Annotated in this window: 21 protein-coding genes; 5 read left to right on the top strand and 16 right to left on the bottom strand. The window is 70.6% G+C overall.

Features of this window, described 5'->3' with window-relative positions; genetic code table 11:
• Positions 1-244: 244 nt before the first annotated feature.
• Genes V5E28_RS00570 through V5E28_RS00555 form a run of 4 tightly spaced genes read right to left on the bottom strand, consistent with a single transcriptional unit; the run spans position 245 to position 7810 of the window.
• Positions 245-2140, bottom strand: coding sequence for a trypsin-like serine protease (locus V5E28_RS00570; protein ID WP_336203864.1), 1896 nt, complete (start codon positions 2138-2140; stop codon positions 245-247).
• On the bottom strand, positions 2137-2709 hold the full coding sequence (locus V5E28_RS00565; protein ID WP_336203862.1) for a hypothetical protein: 573 nt from the start codon (positions 2707-2709) through the stop codon (positions 2137-2139). Before V5E28_RS00565 ends, V5E28_RS00570 begins: the two co-directional genes overlap by 4 nt.
• Positions 2710-2733: 24 nt before the next feature.
• Positions 2734-3903 carry a hypothetical protein gene (locus tag V5E28_RS00560; RefSeq protein WP_336203861.1) on the bottom strand — a complete coding sequence of 390 codons (1170 nt, stop codon included), beginning with the start codon at positions 3901-3903 and terminating at the stop codon, positions 2734-2736.
• A gap of 10 nt (positions 3904-3913) precedes the next feature.
• The gene (locus tag V5E28_RS00555) at positions 3914-7810 is read right to left on the bottom strand and encodes a putative toxin (protein WP_336203859.1); all 3897 of its coding nucleotides are present in this window, start codon (positions 7808-7810) and stop codon (positions 3914-3916) included.
• Between the two features lie 409 nt (positions 7811-8219).
• Between V5E28_RS00555 and V5E28_RS00550 the strand changes: the two genes are divergently transcribed.
• On the top strand, positions 8220-8996 hold the full coding sequence (locus V5E28_RS00550) for an AfsR/SARP family transcriptional regulator (protein WP_336203857.1): 777 nt from the start codon (positions 8220-8222) through the stop codon (positions 8994-8996).
• Between the two features lie 15 nt (positions 8997-9011).
• On the opposite strand, the gene V5E28_RS00545 is transcribed toward V5E28_RS00550, so the two are convergent.
• From V5E28_RS00545 to V5E28_RS00535, 3 genes are read right to left on the bottom strand one after another with little or no spacing between them, the layout of a single operon-like run.
• Positions 9012-11537 (bottom strand): NACHT domain-containing protein, encoded by a 2526-nt coding sequence (locus V5E28_RS00545; RefSeq protein WP_336203855.1) that lies wholly within the window; start codon positions 11535-11537, stop codon positions 9012-9014.
• A complete protein-coding gene (locus V5E28_RS00540; protein ID WP_336203852.1) occupies positions 11534-12187 on the bottom strand; it encodes a hypothetical protein in 654 nt (217 codons plus the stop codon). The genes V5E28_RS00545 and V5E28_RS00540 overlap by 4 nt, the downstream gene beginning before the upstream one ends.
• Positions 12188-12210: 23 nt before the next feature.
• Positions 12211-15759 (bottom strand): NACHT and WD repeat domain-containing protein, encoded by a 3549-nt coding sequence (locus V5E28_RS00535; RefSeq protein ID WP_336203851.1) that lies wholly within the window; start codon positions 15757-15759, stop codon positions 12211-12213.
• A gap of 211 nt (positions 15760-15970) precedes the next feature.
• On the opposite strand from V5E28_RS00535, the gene V5E28_RS00530 reads away from it, so the two are divergent.
• Positions 15971-17248 (top strand): ATP-binding protein, encoded by a 1278-nt coding sequence (locus V5E28_RS00530; protein WP_336203849.1) that lies wholly within the window; start codon positions 15971-15973, stop codon positions 17246-17248.
• Positions 17249-17503: 255 nt separating this feature from the next.
• On the opposite strand, the gene V5E28_RS00525 is transcribed toward V5E28_RS00530, so the two are convergent.
• The 4 genes from V5E28_RS00525 to V5E28_RS49405 form a co-directional block, all read right to left on the bottom strand.
• A complete protein-coding gene (locus V5E28_RS00525; RefSeq protein WP_336203847.1) occupies positions 17504-18058 on the bottom strand; it encodes a hypothetical protein in 555 nt (184 codons plus the stop codon).
• Between the two features lie 95 nt (positions 18059-18153).
• Positions 18154-18486 carry an integrase core domain-containing protein gene (locus V5E28_RS00520; RefSeq protein ID WP_336203845.1) on the bottom strand — a complete coding sequence of 111 codons (333 nt, stop codon included), beginning with the start codon at positions 18484-18486 and terminating at the stop codon, positions 18154-18156.
• Positions 18479-18793: a hypothetical protein gene (locus V5E28_RS00515; protein WP_336203844.1), complete on the bottom strand. Its 315-nt coding sequence runs from the start codon at positions 18791-18793 to the stop codon at positions 18479-18481. The genes V5E28_RS00520 and V5E28_RS00515 overlap by 8 nt, the downstream gene beginning before the upstream one ends.
• A 317-nt stretch (positions 18794-19110) precedes the next feature.
• Positions 19111-19368, bottom strand: coding sequence for a NucA/NucB deoxyribonuclease domain-containing protein (locus V5E28_RS49405; protein ID WP_442945745.1), 258 nt, complete (start codon positions 19366-19368; stop codon positions 19111-19113).
• Between the two features lie 99 nt (positions 19369-19467).
• Here V5E28_RS49405 and V5E28_RS00510 point away from each other — a divergent pair, with 99 nt between their 5' ends.
• From V5E28_RS00510 to V5E28_RS00500, 3 genes are all read left to right on the top strand, one after another.
• Positions 19468-19761 (top strand): transposase, encoded by a 294-nt coding sequence (locus tag V5E28_RS00510; protein ID WP_336203842.1) that lies wholly within the window; start codon positions 19468-19470, stop codon positions 19759-19761.
• Positions 19758-20639, top strand: coding sequence for an IS3 family transposase (locus V5E28_RS00505; protein WP_336203841.1), 882 nt, complete (start codon positions 19758-19760; stop codon positions 20637-20639). The genes V5E28_RS00510 and V5E28_RS00505 overlap by 4 nt, the downstream gene beginning before the upstream one ends.
• 449 nt (positions 20640-21088) lie before the next feature.
• Positions 21089-21403 (top strand): integrase core domain-containing protein, encoded by a 315-nt coding sequence (locus V5E28_RS00500; RefSeq protein WP_336203839.1) that lies wholly within the window; start codon positions 21089-21091, stop codon positions 21401-21403.
• 87 nt (positions 21404-21490) lie between these two features.
• Here the strand turns inward: V5E28_RS00500 and V5E28_RS00495 are convergent, their stop codons facing one another.
• The 5 genes from V5E28_RS00495 to V5E28_RS00475 all read right to left on the bottom strand — a co-directional run bounded on the left by V5E28_RS00495 (position 21491) and on the right by V5E28_RS00475 (position 25882).
• Complete coding sequence (locus V5E28_RS00495) at positions 21491-21910, bottom strand: hypothetical protein (protein ID WP_336203837.1); 420 nt, start codon at positions 21908-21910, stop codon at positions 21491-21493.
• A gap of 236 nt (positions 21911-22146) precedes the next feature.
• Positions 22147-22476 (bottom strand): hypothetical protein, encoded by a 330-nt coding sequence (locus V5E28_RS00490; RefSeq protein WP_336203836.1) that lies wholly within the window; start codon positions 22474-22476, stop codon positions 22147-22149.
• A 483-nt stretch (positions 22477-22959) separates the two neighbouring features.
• Entirely contained in the window at positions 22960-23601 is a 642-nt protein-coding gene (locus V5E28_RS00485; RefSeq protein WP_336203835.1) for a response regulator transcription factor, read from the bottom strand.
• The gene (locus tag V5E28_RS00480) at positions 23598-24860 is read right to left on the bottom strand and encodes a sensor histidine kinase (RefSeq protein WP_336203834.1); all 1263 of its coding nucleotides are present in this window, start codon (positions 24858-24860) and stop codon (positions 23598-23600) included. The genes V5E28_RS00485 and V5E28_RS00480 overlap by 4 nt, the downstream gene beginning before the upstream one ends.
• An 8-nt stretch (positions 24861-24868) precedes the next feature.
• Positions 24869-25882 carry a hypothetical protein gene (locus V5E28_RS00475; RefSeq protein WP_336203832.1) on the bottom strand — a complete coding sequence of 338 codons (1014 nt, stop codon included), beginning with the start codon at positions 25880-25882 and terminating at the stop codon, positions 24869-24871.
• Between the last annotated feature and the right edge of the window lie 176 nt (positions 25883-26058).

The raw sequence follows: 26058 nt of genomic DNA, 5'->3' as shown, positions 1-26058 counted from the left end.
TGGCGTCGACGCAGCACAGGCGATGGCCGTGGTAGCTGCCAACATTCCGGCTGTTCCCCGCCGCTCGAACGCGCACGAGCAGTCATTGAGCAACCATGGGTCAGCGATGCGGCCGACCGGCGGTGTAACGCACCCGCGCCACCGCCTCCCGCAGGCTCAGCTCCCGGCGGTACCCGCCGGGCCGATGGGCAGGGCCTGGGTCTCCCCGTCGACGGCGGGTTGCTCGTACCAGAGCGTCAGATCATCAGGGGTGTGAGCCATGGAGGCCATGGTCCCGCCCGCGGATCGGACGCTGCCTGACCTCACCCCCCTGCGACTGGGCGCTGTCCCCGGGGCGGTCCGGCCGGAGGATCCAGCGTTGCGCGGCGCTGCCGTCGCACGCCTGCATCCGCGCTTGGGTGTCCGGGCCGATGGCGTGCAGGCACTTGCCGGTCCCGCTGTTGACGAGTGAGCCGTTGGCGCGACGTTCCCAGGTCCTGTTCGGGTGCGCGGGCACACACGCCGCCGGCTGCGGGATGGCGTAATCGCCCTCCACCATGCACACGTTGAGATCTTGCGTCCACTGGATGGTCTTGTCCGGATTGAAGGTCCAGTGGCTCTCGTAGTAGCAGGAATGCAGGCGAACGCGACTGTCGACGTATGCGCATTGATCAGGGTAGGCGGCGGAAACCAGGCGACCGGTGGGGTAGCTGGCGGAATCCCACAGTTTGGTGGTCCCGTCGTAGATCGCGACGTTGCCTGCGTCCTCACATACCAGTCTGGCGGCGGGGTGGCCGTGGGTCTTGCTGGACCACAGAGAGTCGCCGTTCTCGTCGTCCACCACGAGGTTGCCGTCGTTCTGGAAGCGCACCGTCCAGTCGTCGGCGGCGCCGTACAGCTCGCGTGGCGATCGCCAGCCGTCGGAGCTCTTCAGGACGCCGTCGTCGACTTCCAGGTAGGTGGCGCGGTCGGCGCTCAGGCAGAAGTACGTCGGGTGGAACGGGTCACTCTGCACGCTCGTGACCTGGAACTGCGAGCCGGCGTGCAGGGCCGGAGCGGTGCCCGATTGCCACACCGGGGTCGAGCCGTCGTAGATGGTGGCGCCGCCGTCGCTCTCACACACCAGGCGGGCGTTCGGGTGACCCGAGGTCCCGGTGGACCAGACGCCCTTGCCGGTGCTGTCATAGACCACGAGATTCCCGTCGCTCTGGAAGCGCAGTCCCGCCACTCCCAGCCAGTTGCTGACGAAGAGCTGGCCGCGCTGCGTTCCGCCCTCATGCGTGACGTTGCTTCTCAAGGACGGCCTGCCGCCGCCGGCGACCAGTTGGGCCTTGCCGTTGGAGCTGTAACACAGGTTCACCGTCCGGCCGCGGTAGTCCACGTTGTCTCTGGCCCAGATCTCGGGGTTGGTGGTCGTGGTGGCCACCCAGGCGCCGAGGTCGTCGACCCGGGTTTCGGTGGCGCCCTGGCGGGTCTCGGTCTCCTTGTAGCAGCCGTTCTGCCAGGACGTGTGATGGATGCCGACGAGCTCCACCCGGTCGTCGGCATCCCGGAACGCCGCCCCGCCGGCGTCGCCCTTGCAGATGGCCGCTCCCGGGCTGTCGGGTACGAGTGTCAGCCGGGTGTCCTCGACGCCGCCGACGGTGAACGTGGCGGTGTGCAGCCTGTCGGGCACCCATGCGGTCCCCGTCCGGCCGAACCCGGTGACCCTCAGCCGCTCACCGGCGCGCGGCGGCGTGGTGGCGATCTCCACCGGGCGGACGGCCGCCCAGGAGGTGACCTCGGCGAGCACGAGGTCACGCTCCGGGTGCGGGACGAGGTCGATCACGCCTGGCCAGGCAGAGTGCTCGGCCGCCGCGAGGTCGATGTTCCCCCAGATCACCGAGGTGTCCGTGGCGGGCGGTCCCGCCGCGGCCGGCCGGCCGGCTGCGGCGAAGCAGGACTTGGCGGTGAGCACCCACAGCGGATGGACCATGGCGCCGCTGCAGACGCGCCGGTCGCCGATCTGCACTCTGACGGTGAATCGGTAGTCGTCAGGGTCGGCCGGGCTTCCGACGATCGCCGTGGCGGGCGCGCCGGCGGCCCCCACCATCACGACCGCCGCCAGGAGCGCCGCCAGGACGGCGCCGAGACGCCGGCACGGCGAGTTCTGCACGCTCACCACCATTTCTCCTGTCCCGCGCGCAGCTCGACGAGGGTTTCCGGGGGATTCTCGGGATCGACGCCTTCGCCGACCGGAGTCCATTCACCAGGCCTGATGTCGTACGTTTTGGTCTGATCGTCAACGGTCAACGTCGCCTGCTGGGTGGCGGTGGCCGTCCCCTTGATCACGTACACGTCGGGGATTCTCAGGACGACGAAAGAATTGAGGGCGGGTTCCAGGGTGGCCGAGTCGAGAGCGAAAGCCGGCCAGATGCGCACCTGGAAACAGATGTATCCCTTCTCGGCGCTGTACAGCTGAATGGTGCCGGGGGCGCCGCAGTCGGCGAGCGTTATCAGGCCGTTGCCGGAAATCAGCGTGATCCCGCGTTCGGCCAAGATGCGCTCGGCATCCGGGTAGGCGCCTTCCTCGATGATTCCCGGCTGGGTGTCCGAAGCCGAGACACCCGCGCGGGCCACGGCCACCTTCGATGTGTCGGGTACGGCCCTCGCCGCGGCGGGGGCGGTCAGGGCCACCACCCATAACGGCGCCGCCATGGCGGCGAGCACGCGGAATCGGCGCAACTCCATGCATCATCTCTTTCACTCTGCCGTTCACAGACCTTCGGGGATCACTCGGGCGGGGACGCGATCGACGTCGGGGAAGCGGGGATCGCCCTCATCGAGGAGCGTCATCATCAGATCGGCGGGCCACGGCGAACCGGTCGCCTGATCGGGGTGGTCGCCGGCGCGGCACAGCAGCCCGCCGCCGAGCCGTTCGCAGCCGGCGCCCCGGTGCGGTCCGACATGAGGGAGGTAGGGGCCGGCGAACCAGGCCAGCCACATCGGGTACGGCGGCAGGCCGGACCAGCGGTCTCGGCAGACCGGGCTCGTGCGCGTCTCCGTCTCCCCGTCACTCTGCAGGGAGCCGCCGCCGTACCTCCATCCCCGTTCCACGCCGGCCTGCCCGTAGAAGGCGCCGGTGACCCGCGCGATGTGCGCGAAGGCGGCCACGAGCTCGTCGCGCCACCGCTGATCGGACAGCACCCGCAGGTCGAAGATCAGCGACAGCCGGGCCACCGGGTGGTCCAGAGGCGGTTCGTCTCCCACCACCCAAGGAGTGAACGCCTCACCCACCGCCGAGGCGGAGCCCGCCAGGCACGGGCGGACGGCCTTCCAGTACAGGCCGCCGGACTCCGATCTCCACGCCTGGACGAAGCCTGCGTCTCCGTCGTCGGACAGCTGGTGCCGGAGCGGTTCGTAGGCGCCGAACCGCCGTGGGAGCGCCTCCGGAATCCAGGCGCGCAACGCTGCGAGCAACGACCCCGGCAGCTCCCCGCGGAGGTCTTCACGCCGTACGAACCACTCCAGGCCGAGGGTGTCGATCCGCTGCGCGGCCGGCGGCTTGAAGCGCCGGGCGGTCCGCGGCCAGATCGGCCACTCGTCGTCCTGCCGGTCGTGGACCACCCCTCCGGACAGCTCGGCCAGCCTGCGGGCCACCTTCCTGGCGAAGGTGACGGCGGCCCGGCTGTGGTCCTCGACGGTGAACTCGTACCGCACCTTCACCCCGACGGCGGCCGCGGCGACGTCGTCGGGCAGGTCCTCGCGTTCGAGGCTGAACGGCCCTTCGATCACGAAGGCGTGCGCCGGCTCGCCGCGCACCAGGCGGTCGACCACGGCGCCCGTCCGCATCACCTGGATCAGGCCGCCCGCGTCGGCCACCAGAGCCGACAGGCGCTCCGGTGCGACGGCGTACGCGCCGTAGACCTCGAGATCGTAACTCATCGGACGATCCTCACGGAATTATCTTGTGAAGGATGATCTCTCCGGCGGCTATCTTCTGCTTCAGCGGTTCGGCAAGCCTCGTCCCGGTTCCCGTTCGGACATAGAGGTGCAGCACGAGGCCCTCGTTCTTCGCGATCGCCAGATAGTCCTTGAGCTGCGACGAAAGATACTGGTAAGCGACGTTCTTGCTTTCCGCGATGAAGCTGCCCTTGACGTAGAAATCCGGGATGCGGGGCTTCTTGGTGACGGGCCCCGTCAGGGTCAGCGTGTTCTTCGGGATTCCGCCGGTCGCGGCGCTGACGGCGGCTTCGCCGGCCTGTCCGAGGGCGCAGTACTTCGCACCGCCGGACCAGGCGACGTAGCCCGCGGTGCCGTGGACGGTGAGGGTGTAGACCTTCCGGTCCACGGTCCACGGATGAGTGGCCGTGGCGGTGACGTAATGGCCCGTGAGCCGCAGGTCCCCGGCGTCCGGCCGGCGTGCCGCGTGATCTGCCCCGAACGAGTGCTCACCGGGAGCCTGGACGGCTCCCCCGGCTCCGGCGGCGGGCTTCGCGGATTCCCGCTCACTGGTTCCGGCGGCGCTGCCGTTGCCTTGTACGGGACCGCAGGGGTCGCGCAGCATCCCGAAGACGTTGTTGATGTGCGGCCGGATGCGCTGCAGGAATTCCTGTGCCGAGGCGACCGAGCGGCGGAACGGCCCCAGGCCGTCGACGATGCGCCAGATCGCCCGGCCGATCTCCGGGATGTCGTCGACATGACGCAGCAGGGTGATCGGTCCCACGAGGGTCAGCGCGGTGAACAGGCATCCGACGAGGTCACCTCGGGTGACGCACGCCTCGAGGTCGTTCCACCCGATGACCTCAAGGACGATCTCGCCGCCGACGGAGACGATGAAGTCCTCGATGGTCTTGCCGGCCTGGGCCTTGTCGTCGCGGTATTGGGCGGCGAGCGCCGGATCATCCGCTTCGAGGACGTCTTCGTCGGTGCGGATCTCGCTGTAGTCGACGTCCGGATCCACGCCTCCGGCGTTGGGCAGGCCGCCGTCGTAGCCCTCCTGCCGCTGCCTGTCCTCCTGCCGGCGCCGCTCCGCGGCGTACGCGGCGGCGTCCGCCGCGGCCATGGCCGCCGCCGCCGCGTCCTCGCCGGCCTGGATGGCATCGGCCCTGGCGCGGGCCGCCGCCGCGTACGCTTCGTCGGCGTATGCCCGGGCCTGGTTGGCTGACGCGGCCGCCTGGGCGGCCGAGGCGGCGGCCTCTCGCGCCGATGCCTGCGCGCGGGCCGCCGCTTCGCGGGCGGTGTGCGCCGACTGGGCCGCCTGGTCGGCGGAGGCTTGGGCCTGGTCGGCGTACATCTGGGCGTGGTCGGCGTATCCCTCGGCCTGCCTGGCGTACGTCCTGGCCTGTTCGGCATAGCGCTCGGCCTCGTCGGCGGCGTTCCTGGCGATCGCGGCCTGCCGCTTGGCTTCTGCGGCGCTCTCCTGGGCCAGGGCGGCGGTGCGGGCGATGTTGGCCAGGTAGGTGGCCATCTCCGACTCGTGGGCGGCGGCGTCGGCGTCGCGCTGGCGGGCCTCGTGCTGCTCGACCTCCAGAAACTCCCGCAGGTATCTGGCAGGTCCGGACAGCGCCGCCTGGGCCGCGGCGTTCAGCTCCGGCCCGGCGCCGGTCAGCATCTGGACGATCAGCAGCCGGTCGTCGTGCTCGCGTGCGACGTGCTGCCCCGTCTGCAGGAAGTCACGCAGCGCCTGAACCGTGCCGGCCGTCAGGGCCTCGTCAGCGGCTCTCCTGACCTTCGGCCCGCCGGCGTCCCTGATGCGGGTGACCTCGGCGCGGTTGTCGTCCAGCTGGACCGCGTGCTGGCCGGTGTTCAGGAACTCCTTCACTCCGGCGTGGTCGCCCTGACCCGCCTGCGTCGCCGCGTTCCGCAGCGCGGGCTGGTCGGTGGTCGCGATGATGTGGTCGAGGCTGGCGCGGTCGTCGTGCTCGATCGCGGTGTCGACGGCCTCGCGGACGAACGCGATGACGTCGTCCTCGCCGTAGATCAGCGCGTCCTCGGCGGCGGCCCGCACGTAGGAGCCGCCCGAGTCCATCAGCGCGACGGCGGCCCGGCGGCCGTTCGCCACTACGGTGGCGCGCGGGGTGCCGGGCACGCGTGCCTCGGCCAGCAGCCGCGCGGCTTCGGCCTGGAGCCGTTCGGCCTGGCCCGCCTGCCATCCGGCTCTGGCCCTGCGGGCGTTCTCGGCCGCGAGAGCGTCCTCCGCGTCGGCGACGTTGCGCGCCTGCTGCGCTGCCAGGCGCGCCTCGTCGGCCTGGAGGGCGACCTCGTGCACCTGGACGGCGCCGTCGGCGTAGCCCTTCGCGGCCAGGGCGGCGGCTTCGGCCTCCGCGGCGTGCCGCTCGGCCACGTCGGCGTGGCCGTCGGCCTCACCGGCGTGGTCGGCAGCGTCCTCGGCCGCATCACCTGCCGCCTCGGCGTGCCGGGCCGCGTCCTCGGCCCACCCCTTGGCCTCGTTGGCGGCGTCGGCCGCCGTACGGGCTAGGGCCTGGGCTCGGTTCGCCGCGGCGATCGCGGCGTTGGCCCGGCGCTGGGCGTAGGCGGCGGCCTGGCGGGCGGCCTCGGCGCTCGCCCCGGCCTCCTCCGCGTAGTGCCCCGCCTGATCGGCGAATCCCGCTGCGCCGTTGGCGTTCGCACCGGCGCTGGCGGCGGCCGCCGCCGCCTGACCGGCCGCGGTCGCCGCCTGTGCGGCGTTCTGCGCGGCCTGGCCCGCCTCGCGAGCCCCCCGCGCCGCGTCCCGGGCTTGTTCGGCGGCGCGCCGTGCGGCGCTCGCCTGCCCGGCGTCCGCGTGCGCGGCCTGGGCCGCCCGGTTGGCGTTGGCCGCGGCCTGTCCGGCCAGGGAGGCCGCGGTGGCGGCCCGGCTCGCGGCGTCGGCCGCCAGCCGGGCCGCGTAGTTGGCCTCGTCCGCCGCGTCCAGTGCCGTTTCGGCCGCCTCGGCCGCGCGCCGGGCGGCATCGGCCGCACGGCCCGCCGCTTGGGCGGCCTTGTCCGCCGAGTCCTTGGCCGCATCGGTCTCGCGTGCGGCTCGCTCCGTGGCCTCCTTGGCCAGGCCGGCCGCCAGGATGGCGCGGTCGGCGGCGTCCTCGGCGGCCTGGGTGTGCAGTGCCGCGCGCTCCCCGGCCTGCTCGGCGAGATCGGCCAGCTGCGCGACGGAGATCACCTCGGCGTCGCGGGCGGCGGCGACCTCGTATCCTTGCCGGATGAACTCGCGGACGTCCTCGATCGTCCCGTCGAGCGCCCGCTGAGCGGCGGCCTTGACCTTGGGGCCGCCCGTAGTCATCAGCTCGGTGGTCTTGTCCCGGTCGTCCTCGTCCTGGGCGGCCTGGTGGCCGGTTTCCAGGAACCGCGCCTGCGCCTCCGCGTCACCGTCCAGCGCGCGTCGGGCAGCGGCCTTGACCTCGGGCCCGCCCGCCTCCATGATCTGCGTGATGCGGACGCGGACGTCCGCTTGCCAGGCGGTCTTCCACCCGGTGTCGAGGAACGCGCGCATGGAGTCGGCGCCCTCGGCCAGCGCGGCCTCGGCGGCGGCTCGCGTGTTGGGTCCGCCGACCCCCAGCACCTGGCTGACGCCGGCGCGTAAGTCCGTCTCGGCGGCGGCGTCCCGCCCGGTGGCGAGGAACTCGCGCAGCAAGTCGTCGCTGCCCAGCAGCGCGGCCTCGGCGGCTCTGGCGACCTCGGGCCCGCCGGTCTTCATCACCTCGACAGTGGTGCGGCGCCCGGCCACCACCTCGGCGTCGGCTCCGGTACGTAAGCCGGCCGACGCAGCGGCAGCGCCGGAATCCAGCCCGGCCAATAAGGCGGCGGCGGTGATGGCGGCGACGAGACCCCGCCAGGTGAAAGCGCGCACGGTGATCATCTCCTCAGGCCGCTGACCAACGGGGAAACAGGTGCGGGGCCGGATGGCCGCGGCCCGCCGCTTGCCTGGGGACAGCTCGTCGCGACCGCATGGTCCCTCCTCAGAGGAGCAGTGAACGTAGGGGACATGCGGTGAGAGGCTCGGTGAAGGGCGACGCAGCACCGCACCGGCGCACCATAAGCGTCGCCGTCTTCATGCCTGCTTCAGCTTGGCTTCACCGCAGATCAGCGGCGTTTCCCCGGGATGGATGAGGGGCATATGCGGCATTCTCGAGATCCGCTCGTCCGGTCGATACCGCGTGCCCCGGCATGCGCCGATGTCCGGTCAATGTCCCCAGCACGTCCTGGTGTGGTCCCCACCCACCGTGGAGAGTGAGAGGCGATGCGACGCTCCTGGGGGATGATTGCGGATGATCGGAGTACGGCAGGACGCCGTTCATGTCCGTTCCGTGGACGGCAGGCTCCGGGTCGCTTTGCTGGGGCCGTTCGAGGTACGGCGGGCCGCGGCCCCGGTCGAGCTGGGCACGAACCGGTTGAGGACCCTCTTGGCGATCCTCGCCATGTGCGCCGGCGAAACCGTCACCGTTGCGGATCTGGTCACGGCGATATGGGCGGACGACCCCCCGGTCAGCCCCCGTCGCAGCGTGCAGACCTACGTCGCCCGGCTGCGCCAGGAACTGGGAACGGAAGCGATCAGCACGATGCCGTCCGGCTACCGGCTGGAGGCGGAGCCCGACCAGGTCGACGCGCTGCGGTTCCGCAGGCTCCTGTCGGAAGCGGCGCGATCGCGCGGCTCGGAGGCGGAGCGGCGGGCGCTGGAGGAGGCGCTCGCCCTGTGGCGGGGCAGGCCGTTCGAGGGCATCGATTCCGACGTGCTGCACTCCCGCAAGGCGCTCCGCCTGGTGGAGCTCCATCTGTCCGCCGTGGAGCGGCGGATCGACCTGAGCCTGGCGGAGGGACGCGCAGACGAGCTGATCGCGGACGTTCAGGACCTCGCGGCGGGGCACCCGCATCGCGAGCCGCTCTGGGAACGTCTGCTGCTCATGCTCGACCGCAGCGGCAGGCGAGCCGAAGCGCTGATGACGTACGAGCGGCTCAGGCGCCGCCTCAGCATCGACCTGGGCATCGACCCCTCTCCCGAGCTGCGGCGCATCCACGCCACCCTGCTCGTGGGCGATCCCCGCTGAGACACCCGGTGCCGGTCACTCGCCGGGAGGGGGCCGATCGCGCGCCCACCCGTCGCCGGCGCTGTCTGGCGGGGTCAGGAAATCCTGGAGCTCGCGGTGCCGGAACTGGTAGGTGGCGCCGCTGACACGGAGCAGCCGGGCCTCGCAGGCCCAGCCGAGGAAGGTCCACAGCCGCAGCGGAAGCAGGCCGCGCGTCGCCGCGACGACCAGGCCGATCATGGTGCGGGCCCAGGCGATCGCGCCGAAGGCCAGGCCGAAGGTCACGCCGCCGGTGAGCGCGCACACCAGCGACGTGGCGACGTCGCGGTTCATGACGAACACCAGGAAGGCGGCGACGCCGCCAGTGAGTCCGAAGGCCATCCCGATCACCGGGTTGCGGTGCAGCGCCTCCTGCGGGTGGGCCAGCTCCGCGTCCCTGCTCCAGCCGCCAGTGGCGATCTTGAAGACGACCCCCAGCGCGAAGGCCAGCGCGAAAGCCGCGGCGACCCCCGCGGTCAGCGGCAGCGGCCCGGCGTCGGCCAGCCGCAGCGGCGGCAGCCCGGTGAGCGCGCCGCACAGCCCGAAACCCAGCAGGGTGAAGGGTTCGGCGCGGATCGCCTCGGACACGGACATCCGCCCGGCTCCCCGCCGACCGGCCGCGGTCAGTCCGATGACCGCACCCAGCACCAGTCCTCCGGTTCCGCCGGCGGCGACGGCGAAGCCGGGACCGAACACCCTTCCCCCGGTCAGCACGAGCCCGGCCAGGCCGCCGAGCACCCCCACAGGCACGCCCGCCAGGGCGCCCAGCAGGCCGCCGATCACCCGGCGCCGGCGAGGGACGTCGGTCCGCCCACCGGCGGCGGCCGGCCAGGGCGACAGCGACAGGCCGGTGGCGATGGCCACCCAGCCTGCCATGAGAGCCAGGGTGAGGATCTCCGTGCCCGCTTGCCCGCGCGGGCCGCCGGGGCCGTCGACCGCCGAGCCCGTCCAGAACGCCAGCATCGCGATGACCGCGAGAATCACACAGCCCAGGCTGTGCAGCGCACGGACCCGGCGCCGGCCGCCGATCGGCCACAGCAGATGCGGGACGACGTCGATCGCGGTCAGGCCGGGCGGCGGCCGGTCCATCTCGCCGCTGCGGGCGCCCTGCCAGCGGAGGTGCGCCGCCAGGTGCACGAGCCACGACCGGACCTGGTCCGGCCGGTACGGGTTGCCGTGGGCGGTGCGCGGTGTCAGGTCGATCGCCGCCGGCACGTACGCCTCCAGGAGCCTCCCGGCGATCAGCGTCGCTGCTTCACCGGGGTCGGCGTCCGGGTCGGCGCGCAGCAACTCGGCCGGGTCGGCGCCGGACTCCACGGCGGTCACGGTCAGCAGCAGCCGCCACGGGGTGGCCAGCGCTGCGTGCACGGCCTTGCCCGCCGGTCCGGACAGTGCCGTCCGGATGTCCTCGCGGTGCCCGCCGCAACGATGGCCCTCCGGCCAGCGGGCGTCCAGGTACGCGCCGATCTGCTCGGCGGTCAGGTTGTGCAGGTGGATCCGGGCGGCGTGGTCGAGCCCGGCCCCCACTTCGCTCAGCTCGGCGTAGCGATCGGCGCGGCAGGTCACGACGACCGCGCCCGGCCGCCGTCCGGAGAGATCGCTGTACCGGTTGAGCTCGGCCAGCAGCCCGATCGCCCGGCGCGGCGGGCCCGGCGACGGCTCGGGGTCCAGCTCGTCCAGTCCGTCGACCACCGGCAGCACCCGGCGATCCTGCACCAGCCGCCGCGCGTCCCCGGCGGCGAGCCCGAAGTCGTGCGCCAGCTGCTCGGCCAGCCAGGGTTCGAACGGCCTGCCCAAGGTCCATCGGGCCGCGTTCAGCCGCACCGGCACCAGCTGACCGTGACCGGGCCGCCCGCCCGCGACCAGCACGGGCTCCAGCAGTTGCAGCACCAGCTCGATGGCGAGCACCGTCTTGCCCGCCCCCGACTCGCCGACGACCAGCATGCGCCGGGGGCGCAGGTCGCCGAAGAACCGGCCGATCGAGAGCAGGTCGTGCGCCACCTCGCCCGCCGTGTCGTACCGGCCGAAGGAGAGCGGCGCGACGTCGTACCCGGCGAGCAGCCCTCTGCGTGCCCTGTCCTCCTCCCGGACCACGCGCCGTGCCAGCAGCCCGGCCGCGGGGTCCGGCTCGGGGGCGCCGACGGTCTCCGCGGGAGCCGCGGGCGGCTCGGGCGGGCGGGGGGCCGATTCGGCCAGGGCCGTCCTGGTCGCCCGCCAGCGTTCGAGCTCGCCGTAGATCAGCTCGGGCGGATAGTCGCAGTAGTGGAAGCAAGCGGTGACGAAGGCCCTGACGAAATCCCACCGCGGCAGCCTGTCGATCTGCCGCAGGACATGGGAGGTGGTGCTCTTCGGCAACGCGTCGACCTTGGCCCCGTCGGAGGCCGCGGTCTGGCCGCCGAGTGAGCGCAGCCTGCTCAAGGACGGCTCGCCCGCCCACTGCCTGAGCCGGACCAGGGAAAGCACGAAGTCCTGCACGCTTCCGGCCTCGGCCGGATCGGGCGGGCGCGGACGCTCCGCGGTCATCCGTTCCCCTCCCGCGCCAGCGACCACTTGAACGCCGCCCTGACGCGCCGCGGCCACCGGCCGTCCAGGCACCGGCCCTCCAGCGTCTGAACGTGCCGCGACTCCATCAGGAAGTCGCGCGCCTCATCGGCCTCGACCAGCTCGCGGCCGACCGCGATGGGCACGAACCCGTGCCGGGGAATGTAGACCCATCGGCCGCGATCCCAGTCATACGGGTCGAACCAGCGGTGCCGGACCGTGCCGGACACGCGCACCTCCGGTCCGTTCCTGGTCAGGACGAACGAGCCGCGCGAGCGCAGCAGGCTCATCCTGCTGACGTAGAACAACTCCGTGCCGATGAACGCGTTGATCCGGGCGTCCCAGTGATCGTGCAGCCAGCTCGACCCGCCGTCGCGCACCAGCCTCGCCTCCCGGGCCAGCTGCCGTTCGAACCGCCGCTGGTTCCTGCGCTCCGCCTTCCTGATCACCTTGAACGAGCGCAGCCACCGGGCCGGCATCGTCCTCGACGCGCCCGCGCCGTCCATGAAGTGCCGCAGGAAGTCGGACGCGATCGGGTGGATCTCGCGGCCGCCGTCGACGATCGAACGGAACAACGCGACCAGCTCCGGGACGGGCTTGCCCGTCCGGCGCCGTAAACCTCGCAGGAACATGGGCACTCTCTCGACGATGGGGATCACGGGCACGTCCGGCGGTACTCTTCCCCGGGCACGTGGCTCTCCCATTCCTCTCGGTCGAGGGAGCGGCCCGCGTTGGCGCAGGCCGCCGCCAGCAGGTCGGCGGGCCTGCCCGCGTTCCACAGCCGCGCGGTCTCGTCGCCGCCCACCGTGGCGACGACCGTCCCGTCCCGGCTGTAGGCGACGGCGGTGATGCCCTGGCTGTGGCCGGTCATGGGGTTGCCGAGCTGCCGGTTGACCCGCAGGTCCCACAGCCGCACGTTGTCGCCCATGGAGCCGGTGGCGAGGGTCCGGCCGTCCGGGCTGAACGCGAGCGCGGTGGGTGCGCCGTCTCCGCCGATCAGGGCCATGCCGGCCGGCCGGCGGCGCGCCAGGTCCCACAACCGGACTGAGTCGTCGACGGCGGTGAAGGCCAGAGTCCGGCCGTCAGGACTGAACTCCAGGTCGTTGATGAACCCGCCGGCGGTCGCGGGCGGCGAGTCGGGGATCTCTCGGCGGCCGGCCACGTCGAAGAAACGCACCCGGTTGTCGTAACCGGCGCTCGCGAGGGTCCTGCCGTCAGGGCTGATCGCCAGCCCCGTGATGATCTCGGTGTGGCGGGGGACACGGATGCGCGGCCCCGTCTCCCTGTGACGCGCGACGTCCCAGAACGCGATGGCCTCGTCCTGCTGGACGGCGACGAACCTGCCGTCCGGGCTGAGCGCGGCCACGCCCGTGAGCGTCCTGTCATGGGCGATCTCGCGGCGGCCCGCGACGTCCCAGAGCCGCAGGCCGTCCGAGCTGGACGTCACGAGCTTCCGCCCGTCGGGGGTGAACTCGATCATGGCCACGGGGCGGCGGGCGCCGCGGGGCTTCAGTGGAGGGCCGGCGGGCCGCTGGGTGGCCACGTCCCACAGCTGGATCCCGGGATCCTTCTCGCCTGCCACGCCCGTGGCCAGGGTCCGTCCGTCGGGGCTCAGCGCCACGTCCGCCCGTGCCGGCATGGAGGTCCCGATCTGCAGGTGGGTCCGCGGGTCTGCCAGCCGTACCACGCCGTCGCCGCCGGCGGCGGCGAGCAGCTTGCCGTCCGGGCTGAACGCCACGCGCTCGACAGGGGAGACGTTGACGGCGAGCGCGAGCACCGGCTGCCGGCCGGCCGTGTCCCACAGAACGGTGCGGCCGGTGGGTCCGGCGGTGGCGAGTCGGGTGCCGTCCGGGCTGAAGACGATCGCGTTGAAGCCGGCGTTGCGGTCCCTGATCACGCCCGTCTGCCTGCCCGTGGCCACATCCCACAATCGGGCGGTCTTGTCCCAGCTCACCGTCGCGAGGGTGCGGCCGTCCGGGCTGAAGGCGACGTCCACGACGCTGTTTGCGTGCCCGGTGAGCGGTGCGCCGCGCGGCCGGGACGCGGCGCTGTCCCAGAGCCGGGTGGTTCCGTCCTTGCTCGCCGTGGCGATGGTCTTCCCGTCCCGGCTGAACGCCACCACGAAGATCCTTCTTGAGCGGTCGATCCCGTGGTCGGGGCGGCCGATGGGAGCCCCGTGCGGACGGCGGGTGGCCGTGTCCCACTGCTGGACGACGCCGTCGATGCTGCCGGTCACGAGGGTTTTCCCGTCGGGGTTGTAGGCGATGGCCGACACTACCGCCTCGTGCCGCAGCGGGGCGCCCAGCTCGCGCCGCGTGGCCACGTCGTAGAACCGGACGTCGGCGAGACACGCCGTGGCCAGCGTGCGGCCGTCGGGGCTGAAGGCCAGCCGGACGTCCGAGCACTCGTACTTCGGCCGGGTGACCGGGGCGCCGAGCTGCCGCCGCGACGCGGTGTCCCAGAGCCGCGCGGTGCCGTCAGCGCTCCCGGTCGCGATGGTCGAGCCGTCGGGGCTGAACGCCAGCGCCGTGACCCCCCGCGTGTGCCCGGTGAGGGTCCCCCGGCCGGTCCTGGTCGCCGCGTACAGCAGGCGGTTGCGCGCCTCGTCGGTGGGCGCGATGCGCCACGCGGTCACCGCCAGCATCGAGGACAGCTGCGAGTCGCCGGTGACCTCGCTCTGCGCGGCGAGCTGGCGGGAGATCGCACGCGCGCGCTGCAGATCGGCCTCGTCCGCCGCCCTGACAGCGGCTCCGGCCGCGACGAGGGCGAGCGCCGACAGCGCCGCTAGGCCGCCCATGACGAGACGCCGGCGGTGGCCCGCTCGCCGCGCCTCCCGCCTGGACGCCGCGATGAAGCGCTCCGCGGTGGGACCTGGCGGCGGGAAGCTGTCGGGGTCGCGGTCCCAGCGGGGCCTGCTGTCCTGGACGGCCAGCAGCCGCGCGCCACGGTAGAGGAAGGCGGGGTCGCGGTGGTGCTCGTCCCACAGCGCGGCGGCGTCCAGGAGCCGGTCGTAAACCGTCTGCGCGGCGAGGTCCGGCTCAAGCCACTGCCGCAGGGTGGGCCAGGCTGTCAGGAGCGCGTCGTGCGCGATCTCGCAGGTGTCCTCGTGCAGGGTGAGCAGTCGCCGGCCGGCGAACGCCGACAGCAGCCTCGCGGCCCGCTCCCGCCCCTCGGCCGAGCGCGCGGACGCGGCGGCCTCCAGCTCGGCCCGGGTCGCCCGGCGCCGCGCCACCCGGCCTCCCGAGGTGATCACCGTCATCCGCCGGAAGAACCTGAGCGCGGCCTTGCGATCCTCCGGCGGCAGCCGCGCCAGGATCTCGTCGGCCGTACGCCGCACGGAGTCGCGGACCCTGCCGGATTCCTCGTAACCCCGGACGGTCAGCGTGCCGTTCTCGCGTTTGTCCCAGGTGTTGCGCAGCGCCTGCGAGAGCAGGGGCAGGGCCCCGACCTCGTAGCGATCGCCGGTCACCCGGCCGGTGGGCAGCTCGCCCAGAATGAGCTCCACCAGCCCCGGTTCGAGCTCCAGGCCGGCCGCGGCCGCCGGGCCGGTGATGGCCAGCCGCAGGTCCGGCTCCGTCAGCGGCTCGACGATGACCTGACCGTCCTGGATAGCCTCGGCGAACTGCGGGTAGGCGGCGCAACGTTCCCAGTGGTCCGCGCGCACCCCGATGATCACTCCGGCGCCGTCCGGGCCCTCGGTCATGGCGTGCAGGGCCCGGACGAACGCCTGGCGCTCCCGCTCGTCGGCCACCAGGGTGAACAGCTCCTCGAACTGGTCGACCACCAGGATGAGGCGGCCGGCCGGTGCGACGACCGCCCGCGGGTCGTCCCGTAATCGCTCGTCCACAGTTTCCACGCGCCCGCCGAACGTCCGCGCCCACGCTTCGGCGAGTGCGCGGAACGGCCTGGCGGTGGGCGTGATGAGCAGGCGCGGCCAGCGCTGTGATCCGGCGATCGGCAGCATCCCGTTCGCGAGTGCCGGCATCAGTCCCGCCCGCAGCAACGACGACTTGCCCACGCCGGAGGCGCCCGAGACCAGCAAGATGGAGCCGTGCTCCGCCAGTCGCCGTCCCAGGCGGTCCACGAGGCTGCCGGTCGCCCGCGTACGCCCGAAGAACAGCTCGGCCTTCCCGCTCTCGTACGGCACCAGCCCTTGATAGGGGCACACGTCGTGCGGGTGGTCGCCCTCCTTCCGCTCGCCCATGGCGCTCATTCTGGCCAACGCCGCCGGTCCCATCAATCAGGTTTGGGCGGGAAGTCGGGCTTGTCCGGCCCGTCTGATTCCGTGCGAGTTCGTCCGACCGGTGGCCCGAACAGCGGAGACGCGGGTTCGATGGTCGTACTTGTCCGCCGGCCAGGCCGACGACGAGAACGGGGGTGGCGGAGGGGTGGGGAATCACGGTGCCGGGGGGTCCTTGGGCCCGCTGCTGCGCGGGTGGCGGGAGCGGGCGCTGCTGACCCAGGAGCAACTCGCCGAACGGGCCGGTCTCAACGTCAGGACCGTGCGCCGGCTGGAGGCCGGCGGGCCCCGGCGACCGCGCACCGCGTCGATCGTGATGCTGGCGACGGCGCTGGGCCTGGACGGCGCGGAGCGGGCGACGCTGAGCGCCGTCGCACGCGGCCACCCGGCTCCCGCCGGGCGTGACGATCCCGCGGCGGTGGGTTCGCCGCCGGTGATCGCTCCCCGGCAGCTGCCCGCCGACGTCTCCGCGCTGGCCGGACGGAGGCCCGAACTCGCGATCGTGGAAGGGCACCGGAGCGGGAACACGGTGCCCGTCGTCTGCGTCAGCGGCATGGCGGGGGTGGGCAAGACGGCGCTGGCCGTACACGCCGCCCACCGGCTCGCGCCGGAGTACCCCGACGGGCAGCTCTTCGTGAACCTGCACGGACACGCTCCGGACACGGCGCCGGTCGAACCGGACGCCGCCCTCGCCCGCCTGCTGCGCACGCTCGGCGTTCCCGGCGAGCACATCCCCTGGCATCTCGATGACCGCGCCGCGCTGTACCGCAGCGTGCTGGCCGGCCGCAAGGTCCTGATCGTCCTGGACGACGCCGCCGATGAAGGCCAGATCCATCCGTTGCTGCCCGCCGGCCGGGAGTGCCGGGTGATCGTCACCAGCCGCCGACGGCTGAGCGGCCCCGGCGACGCCCGGAGCCTGTCGCTGAACGTCCTGCCGGTGACGGACGCGGTCGCCCTGTTCGCCCGCGTGGCCGGCCGGGGGCGCATCGCGGGCGCACCGGCGGACATCCTGGCCGAGGTCGTGCGGCGGTGCGGGCTGCTCCCCCTCGCCATCCGCATCGCGGCCGCCCGGCTGCGCGCGCACCCCGCTTGGAGCGTGCGACATCTGCTCGACCGGCTGGCCGGCGACCGGCTGGCCGAGCTGGCGGCCGGACGGCACAGCGTCGCCGCCGCCCTGGACCTGTCCTACGAACGGCTGCCGGCCGAGCCGCGACAGGCGTACCGGCTGCTCGGCGCGTACGTCCGCGCCGACTTCGGCCTGCACGCGGCCGCGGCCCTGCTCGGCACGACCACGATCGAGGCGAGGCGGCTGCTGGACCAGCTCCTGGACGCCCAGCTCCTGCAGGAGCGCGCCCCCGGTCGGTACCGGCTCCACGACCTGGTCAGCGACCATGCCTCGGCGCTGGGCGCAGCCACGCACGGCGGGCAACTCCTCAGGCCGTTGACCTCGTGAACTCCCCGGCACACGAGCGATCGGCACCTGGCGTCACATACGGCAAGAGGGGCCGCTCTGTCTGGCCGCGGTCACGCGCATCTCGCCTGGTCATCAGAGCGTCCGGCAAGGCACGCTCGCGCGGTTGCTCCAGCGCCGGATCGGCCCGGCCGTCAGGTGGCGGTCTTGCGGCAGACGGTGCCCGGTGGGGTGGCGATCGTAGACTCACGGTGACCATGATGAAGGGAGGGTGCCCGTGGCCCCTCCCTTCATCGCTCAGACAGTGCCCGAAGCGTGCTCGTCAGGATCGAACCCGTCAGGATCCAGAAGGTACTGGAAATTCCTGCTCGTAATCTTGAGCACAGCGGGATCATGAAAGGGCTCAGGCCAGATCTGTAGGCGGTGAACCAGTGCTCCCGCGTGATCGTCCAGACCTGTGACATGGAACCTGATGCGGTATGGTCCGGGACCGGCCGGTAGTGGGGTGAGGTCGTGGGTCCTGGGCTCATCCCAGTCCCACTCGAGCAGAGCGATCCGGCCCGACAGGGACTCGAAACTGATCTCCACGGCGTCTTCATGGCCTTCGAGGTCGGCGCCCGGATCCCGATCGGCCACGACCACCGTGATGGGCACTTCCCCCATGTCGATGCCCATGTTCAGGGTGGCAAGGCCGGGTGTCACGCGGATGACGCCCACTGAAGAGGTGGGCGAGTCTTCGGAATCGCCTGACACATCTCCGTCCAGTAGTTCGTCCGCAAGGTAGACCTGCCCGTACCACACCTTGACCATTAATCGGCTGGTATCGATGGCGAACGGCTCTTCGCTGTCCATGCGGGCAAGGATAGAAAGCGACTTGACGGCGAAGCACCTGGTGCTCGTGATGGCCGCGGCAGCTCTGCGCCTGCCAAAGATTCCATCCATGCAGGTCAATCGGCATGTGAGTACTCGTGGAGGACTCCGCCGAGCCGGTCTCGTCGGCGTACGTTCAGGTCGATGATTCGCGTCGGATCCGTGATCGGATCGGGGACGGTGCGCAGCGGGGCTGCTTGGTCCAGGGCTTGAAGGGCTCGGTGCTGGTTGTAGAACCGTTCGTACTCGCGCAGGGCGTGCCGCAGGTGGCGTTCGTTCCATAGGAGGCAGCGGTCGAGGAACTCGCGGCGGCACGACTGCACCCACCGCTCCATGATCGAGTTCATCCGCGGCATCCGGATACCGGTGCGCACCGTCTTGATGCCGGCCTCGGCGAGGATCTCATCCATGAGCGCCGGGAGCTTCCCATCCCTGTCTCGGATCAGAAAGCGCCCGGCATCCCGCATCGTCCAGGTTCCTTATCGCCTGGATGACCCAGCTCGCGCTCGGATGAGCGGTGGTGCCCAACACGCCGACGCGCCTGGTGGCATGCTCGATGATGGCCAGGATGTACTGACGCTTGCCGTTCAGGGTGATGGTCTCGATGAAATCGCAGGCCAGTAGGGCGTCGGCTTGGGGGCGCACGATGTCGGCCCACGTGGTGGAAGCCCGCTCGGGCGCCAGATCGAGGCCGTCCTGCTTGAGGATTTCCCACACCGTGGACGGGGGCGATCTTGATGCCGAGTGTGGTGAGCTCTCCGTGGACCCGCCGGTAGCCCCAGCCGGGGTTCTCCCGAACCAGACGCAGGATGAGAGCGCGGATGGAGCGGAGCGTGGGCGGGCGCCCGGGCCGCTTCGGCCGGCAGGTACGGGCATGACGCCGTTTCAGCAGATCGCGGTGCCAGCACAGGACCGTGTCCGGCCGGACAGGAAGCCGCAGCCGGCGCAGGACCTCGCGGGGCAGCGATGTCAGGAGAGCGGCGAGAAAGGCCCGGTCCTCAGGCGCGAATCCGGTGTCGGCGCCGAGTTGCCGTTCAAGGGCGGTGATCTGGTGGCGCAGGGGCGAGGATCTCGGCGTCCTTGTCCCGATCGCCCACGGGCAGCAATCGCAGGGCGGCGGCGTGTTCGCGATGGTGAGGAGTACGGCCGTTCATCGTGCCGCACTTGGTTCCGTCTCCTGGGTGCTTCCTGTTCTGCACCCCGTTCAGAGCCTTCAGGGAACAGTTTCCTTGAGCGTAACTAGCACCCTGCTTGGTTGAGGCGAACGGGTATTCGTCGCATTGATTGCCCATGCCGATGGGCAGCTTATCCGGCCTTGTCGGACTGGGGTGCCCCGATCTTTCCGGACACGGGCCCAAGTAGGGTTTGCGTGATACCCGGAAGGCAAGGTAGTGGCGAAGAAGCCGAGGCAGTACTCTCCCGAATTGCGGGCCGAAGTCGTTAAGTATGTCCTGGACGACGAGCACACATGTGCACAGGCTGCCCGCTCTTTTAACCTGGTCGCCGAAACAATCCGCAACTGGGTGAACGCCGAAAAAGAGAAGCGTAAGGGAAACACTCCAGAAGTACGCGATGCAGTCGATCGGGCCCAGCTCGCAGAGCTGGAGCGCAAAGTCAAGGAGCTTGAGGCGGAGAACTCGTTCCTGAAAAAAGCGGCGGCCTACTTCGCAAAGGAGCAAGGGTGAGCGCGAAGTTCGCACTCATCGACGCGGAGCGGGCCAATTTTGAGATCAAGATGATGTGCCGGCTGCTCGACGTTTCCACCTCCGGCTTCTACGAATGGCAGGATCGTCCATTATCGGACCGAGCGCTCCGACGCGAGGCGCTCAAAGTCCGCATCGACGAGGAGTTCGCCAAGTCCGACCGCACCTACGGCTACCGGCGCGTCCACGCCGAACTCGGGCGTGCCGGCATCAAGATCGACGACGAGACGGTGCGCGACCTGATGCGTGAGATGGGCCTTGTTCCCGTGCAGGTCAAGAAGCGCAGGAGCCTCACAGTCGCCGACAAGGACGCCGGGTCGATCCCCGACCTGGTCAGGCGCGACTTCACCGCCGAGGTGCCGGGAGCCAAGATGATCGGCGACATCACACAGATCGACACCGGTGAGGGGCCGTTATTCTTGGCTACGGTGATCGACTGTTTCTCGAAATCCGTGATCGGCTGGTCGGTCGACACGCGCTACCCGGCACGCTTGGTCAGCGCGGCAATCGACATGGCCGCTGGACGGGTCGCTCTCCCCAAAGATGCTATTTTCCATTCGGATAGGGGTAGCCAGTACACGTCGATAGAATTTGGTGAGACGCTCGACAAGTATAAGATTCGCAGGTCGGTGGGAAGGACAGGGATTTGCTTCGACAACGCGATGGCGGAATCTTTCTTCGGGAAGCTGAAGACCGAGATGGTCCACCATCGAGTGTTCGCTACACGAGCTGAAGCACGGCGCGCGCTTATCCAATACATCGAAGGCTTCTATAATCCGCGGCGACTTCATTCAGGGCTTGGTTATCGACCGCCGCTCGAAGTCCTCGATGAATGGTCCGATAATCAGTCGGTTGCGTGATAGAGTCGACCATATAGTTCATTTGGGACGTGTCCGGAAAACGCCGGGCTCCTCAGACGTCGGTACGCGTCCGGCATATAGTACTTGCAGTAATTGATGTAGACCCTGTGCTGGTTCTCGTCTTTTTCCTCTTGGGTATTACCTGGGATCAGCCAGTGCATCTCTTCAGGTCTTCCCACGTCCATATGCATCTCGATCATCGAGAAGTGCTTCCTGTTCTGGGTGTTGGTGACGCCGGGTGTTCCACGTGTCAGCGGCTTGGCCGCGGCGTTGGGCTGGCCCGTGGAATCGAACTCGGACGCGGCCCAGTTACCGGGAATCGCCTTGTTCTGTGGCGTCGAGCCGGTATATCGCGAAGGTGGAAGCTCAGGAGGCCGGCAGCACCGCCAAATTCCTGAAACGGGACCGGGACGCCAAGTTCACCGCGGCTTTCGACGCGGTGCTGGCCGATGCTGGAGTACGCATTTGTCAAGAGCGGGGTTCGGATGCCGCGGATGAACTCCATCATGGAGCGCTGGATCCAGACCTGCCGGCGCGAACTGCTGGACCGGACCTTGACCTGGAACGACCACCACCTCCGCCACGCGCTGCGTGAGTTCGAGGCCTTCTACAACGAGCACCGGCCGCACCGTGCTCTCAGGCAGGCGGCTCCGCTTCGATCACTTCCGGATCCCGACATCGGCCCCGGTGGAATAGCACCGCTCGACATCCGCCGACATGATCGACTTGGTGGTGTACTGAAGGAGTACCGGCATGCCGCCTGACCTGGCCGGATGATTAATCGGCACCCGCACCGTCGCGCGAGAAGCGCGGCGGGCCTCTCTTCACGGAGGCTGAGCGACCATCAGCGGTCACGACGCTGGCGGGACCTCTGGCGGCGAAATGGCCTCGCTGGTGTACCGGTAGACGGGTATGAAAGCGCCCAAGCAGGTCAGGAGCACCATACAGATCAAGACGGGCCAGAACGTCCAAGCGTTGAACCAGCGAAATCCCAACGCCAGAACAGCCACTACCTCTCCAATCACAAACGTCCAGAAGATCGCAACGGACGTCAGCCCCCACCGCATCCGGGCGACCTCAGCCGGATGATCCGGCTGAGTAACGTAACCCCCCACCCCGAACCGCCGTCTGTTCTCTTCTTCCAGCTGTCTCCGCAGGTCCATGACCGCGCGTCCGTGTGCTCGCAGCAAGAACCCGACTTCCACCACCAGGGCAATCAGGATCGTCGGCATCACCTGGGCGGCCGTGGCATAGAACGCTTCTGAACCCATAACAGGTGTTCGTAGTCACACCGCTCGGCGTTCCATCTGGGAGCTGTCAGGCCCTGGTGACGCAAGGGGGTTACGCCACGGCGTCGTGCTCCCCGACCACTTGCGCCGGGTCAAGGTCGGTGCGGGGGCGGAGGTGCCGGACGGCGTGCCGGTGTCTCCCGGCGTCGGTGGCCGTGTCAGCCAGGATCTCCACCACCAGGTCGGGCTGTACCTGGATGAAGGTGATCGGGTCGCTTTCACCGTACGGACTGGACGCCCAGCCTGGCGGGAGTGTCGCCGGCCACGGGTGTCCGTCGTGCGCGGGGGGTGAGCAGGGGCGCGATCTCGACGGCGGCCTGCGCGCTGAGCTGGATGGTGCGGCCGACGACGCGAAGCCGTCCCGCATCGTCGTAGCGGCCGAGCAGCAGCCCGCTCGACCGCCGTGGGCTGCCGACGAACCCTCCGACGACCGCGTCCGAGCTGGTCCTCCGTTTGAGCTTCTGTGGGGGTGGATTGAGTGTCGTGCACTGTCGTGCTGGTGCGGAGTTCATGTGGGTGTGCGACAGCTTCTGTAGGGGTTGGAGCATTGGTGTGGGCTGTCGGTTTACGCTGGCCGCTTCCTGATGGAGGTGGTTCGTGCGAGCGTTCCCGGTGTGCTTGCCGACTGGTGTTCGGTACTGGACGGTGCTCGACGATGGCTTGGAGGTGCACGGGCCAGCGGATCGGTTCTTGCAGCACGTCCGGTTCGGTATGGGGCGGGCGGAGAGCACGACGCAGGCGTACGCCACGGGGGTGGCGCTGTATCTGGTGTGTGGTGCGAAGGGACCGGGCGCGACTGGCGGGTCGCGATGGAGGGCCTCGGCGGCTTTATGGTGTGGTTGAGGTACGCACCGGGCCCGGCGTCAGCTGGTGCGGCAACCTAGAAGAATCAACGCGGTGCTGCTGGCGGTAGGGGAGTTCGTCAAGTACGCCGTGGTGCCTTCCACGATGAGCTCGCGAATGAACTCGGCCAGCGCGGCGAAGATGTCAGCCGGGTGTACTCCGTGGTCTGACCCAGGTCGGGCCACTGCTTAACGCTCACCCGCAGTGACAACGCCGGATTCGTACGCCAGGACCACCGCCTGAACCCGGTCGCGCAGCCCGAGCTTGGTCAGGATGCGCCCCACGTGGGTCTTGACCGTGGTCTCGGACAGGAACAGCTCGGCCCCGATCTCGGCGTTGGACGCGCCTCCTGCCAGGCTGAGGAAGACTTCACGCTCGCGCTCAGTGAGCACCTTGAGCACGGCGTCCGGGTCGGTGTCGGCCTTCGCGACGAGCCGCCCGATGAGCCGCCGGGTAGTGGCGGGCGCGATGATCGAGTCGCCCCGGTGCACGTGCCGGATCGCAGCGATGATCTCCTCTCCTGGCGCGTCCTTCAGCATGAACCCGCTCGCACCGGCCCGTAGCGCGGCCAGGGCGTGCTCGTCGAGGTCGAACGTGGTCAACACCAGCACCTTCGGCGGGTCGTTCAGCCGCTGGATCTCCCGGGTGGCTGTGACACCGTCCATTCGGGGCATGCGGATGTCCATCACCACCACGTCGACGCGCCGTGACTCCAACGCCTTCAGGGCCGACAGGCCGTCAGCGGCCTCGGCGACCAGCTCCATGTCGGGCTGGGACGTGATGACCATGGTCAGGCCGTTGCGCAGCAGCTCCTGATCGTCGACGATCATGATCTTGATGATGGGAGGCTCCTCGGCTCATAGGGCAGGGTGGCCGACAGTTCGAAGCCGGCGCCGGGGCGTCTGCCGGCCTCCAGGGTGCCTCCCACCATGCTGAGCCGTTCGCGCATCCCGCTCAGCCCGACGCCGGCCCCTTCGGCAGGCGGCCCGTCGCCATCGTTCGTGATGGTGATGTGCAGTCCGTCCGGGCGCCACGCCAGCGTCAGGTCGGCCGCGGCCGTCGCCCCCGCATGCTTGATCACGTTGGTCAGCCCCTCTTGGATGACGCGATAGGCGGTCAGGTCGGCGGCGGGGCGCAGCGGCCGGGCGTCCCCGACCTCTTGTACGGCGACGCGTACGCCCGTATCGCGCATATGGTCGAGCAGGTCGGACAGGTCGCCGAGGCCGGGTTGCGGAGTGGTGCCGCCGTCGGCGCGCAGCACGCCCAGGAGCCCGCGCATGTCGCGCAGGGCCTCGCGCCCGACCCCGGCGATGGTGGCGAACACACCCGCCCCGGGCGAGTCCGGATCGGACAGCCGACCACCCTCCGCCTGGCTGACCATGACGGCGAGCGAGTGGGACACCACGTCGTGCATTTCGCGGCTGATGCGGTCGCGCTCTGCCCGCGCCGCCTCCTTCCGCTCCCGCGCACGGTCGGCTTCGGCACGCTCGGCCTTCGCTCTGAGCTCGGACAGGAACAACCCCCGCATCCGGCTGAGGCGGCCCAGCGACCACAGGCACGCCACCACGGCGACCAGGCCGACCGACAGCCCGATCCGCCACGCGACCAGCTCGTAGGAACCCGACGAGCCACCCCACGAGGCCGGATTCCACAGACGCGCCAGGAGCAGGCCCACACCCGCCAGGGCGACCGCCAGGCAGATTAGGCCGGGCAGCAGGTCGAGCCGGCCGGACGCCGTGTAGAGCAACAGCCCGAAGACCAGTGTGCTCGGCAGCAGCACCGCCGGATAGTAGGCGCCGCCCGGGTCGTGCAGGGGCGGCAGCGCCACCAGCAGCAGCATCGCCGCTGCGGCCAGGCCATACGCCACCAGCGGGCGCAGCCGACGCGGAACGACGCAACCATGCAGCACCAGCAGGCCGAGACCCGCGAGCAGGCGGAGCGACAGGGGACTGTCCGAGGCCCGGAGCAGGCCCAACGAGACCAGGCCGAGCGGCAGGACGAGCAGGACGGCGAGCACGGCATCGGCGCTCACCCGATGCCGGTTGAGAAGGGAGTCCACCGCGGCGCCGGTAGACCGGGACTCTCGCACGTCCACCATTATGGTCGGCGTGCGTGAGCGGAGTGCCGACGGCGTGAGAGGTAGGCCAGCGCGGCCACCGCCAGGGCCACCCCCCACAGCGGCCACAACATCTCCGGCAGCCAGGCACCCAGCTCGTCGGCAGCGCCCGCCGGGCCAACCTGCTCGCCGGTGAGTTTCTTGCGCACGTACATCAGTCCGGCGGAGGTGATGGGGAGGGAGACGGCCAGAGCCGAGTAAGCCGGGAATCGCGCCGGAATCGGACGCCCGCGCAGGAATGGCACCCAGCGCGGCCAGATCTCACCCCACGGCCGGACCAAGCCGAAGGTCAGGACCGCGCCGAGGAGACCGAGCGTGCTGAGACCGGCGCCGATCGGGGTGATCTCGGCGATATCGGCCAGGAATTGGTCGCTGATGCCGACGGGCACGCCCAGGAGCCAGCCGAAACGGGTGACGGCGTAGACGACGGGGACGGCGACCGCGACAGCCGTCGCGTACTGCCCGATCCGTAGCGCGCCGGCGGCGCTGCCGGGCCGCCCTGGCCCTCCGATCAGCGCGCGTGTCCCCAAAAGCATCAGGCTGACGCCGGACGCCATCAGGATGAGCAGGTTGACGCTCGGCCACGTCAGCATGGTTGCGATCATCGAGAATTCGGCCTGGCCGGCGAGCGCGGCGGCCAGCATCACCGGCAGGTAGCCGGCGGTCATCATGATGCGCACGTCGGGCAGGAGGACCGCCAGGCCGACTCCGGCCACGACGGCCACGACGGCGGGGGCCCGGTTGAGCGGGCCTCTGGCGGCGAGCCCGGCGACGACGCCGGCCACCAGCGCCGACATCGCCAGCACGCCTCCGCCGGCCGCCGCCGGAAGAGGATCGAGCAGGGTGTTGCCCGCCCCCGTACGGCCGGCTTCGAACGGATATCCGGGCCCTCCGAAAGCCCAGAGCAGGCCGAGGACCAGATAACTCACCGACCAGACGACGATGATCAGGACCGGCACGATCGTCCGGCGGCTTCTTGGAGGAGAGGTGTTCACCCGGCCCAATCTGCCGCCGCGGCGATGGCCCGCACATCGTCACCGGGTCTCGCCCGCCTCCTCCGGAGGTCGCGACGGCGTAGTCCCAGCGGAGGACCTCTCAGCCGCGGTGAGCTCGGGATGACACTCGACCGCCCAGCCGGCGAGGGCGGGCCGGGGCTCCCGCGGGTGGTTGG

Origin of the sequence: Nonomuraea sp. LPB2021202275-12-8, assembly GCF_037044575.1 — a bacterium.
Lineage (GTDB): Bacteria > Actinomycetota > Actinomycetes > Streptosporangiales > Streptosporangiaceae > Nonomuraea.
The sequence above is the reverse complement of the archived record's forward strand: the minus strand, read 5'-3'. Positions and strand labels throughout refer to the sequence as shown.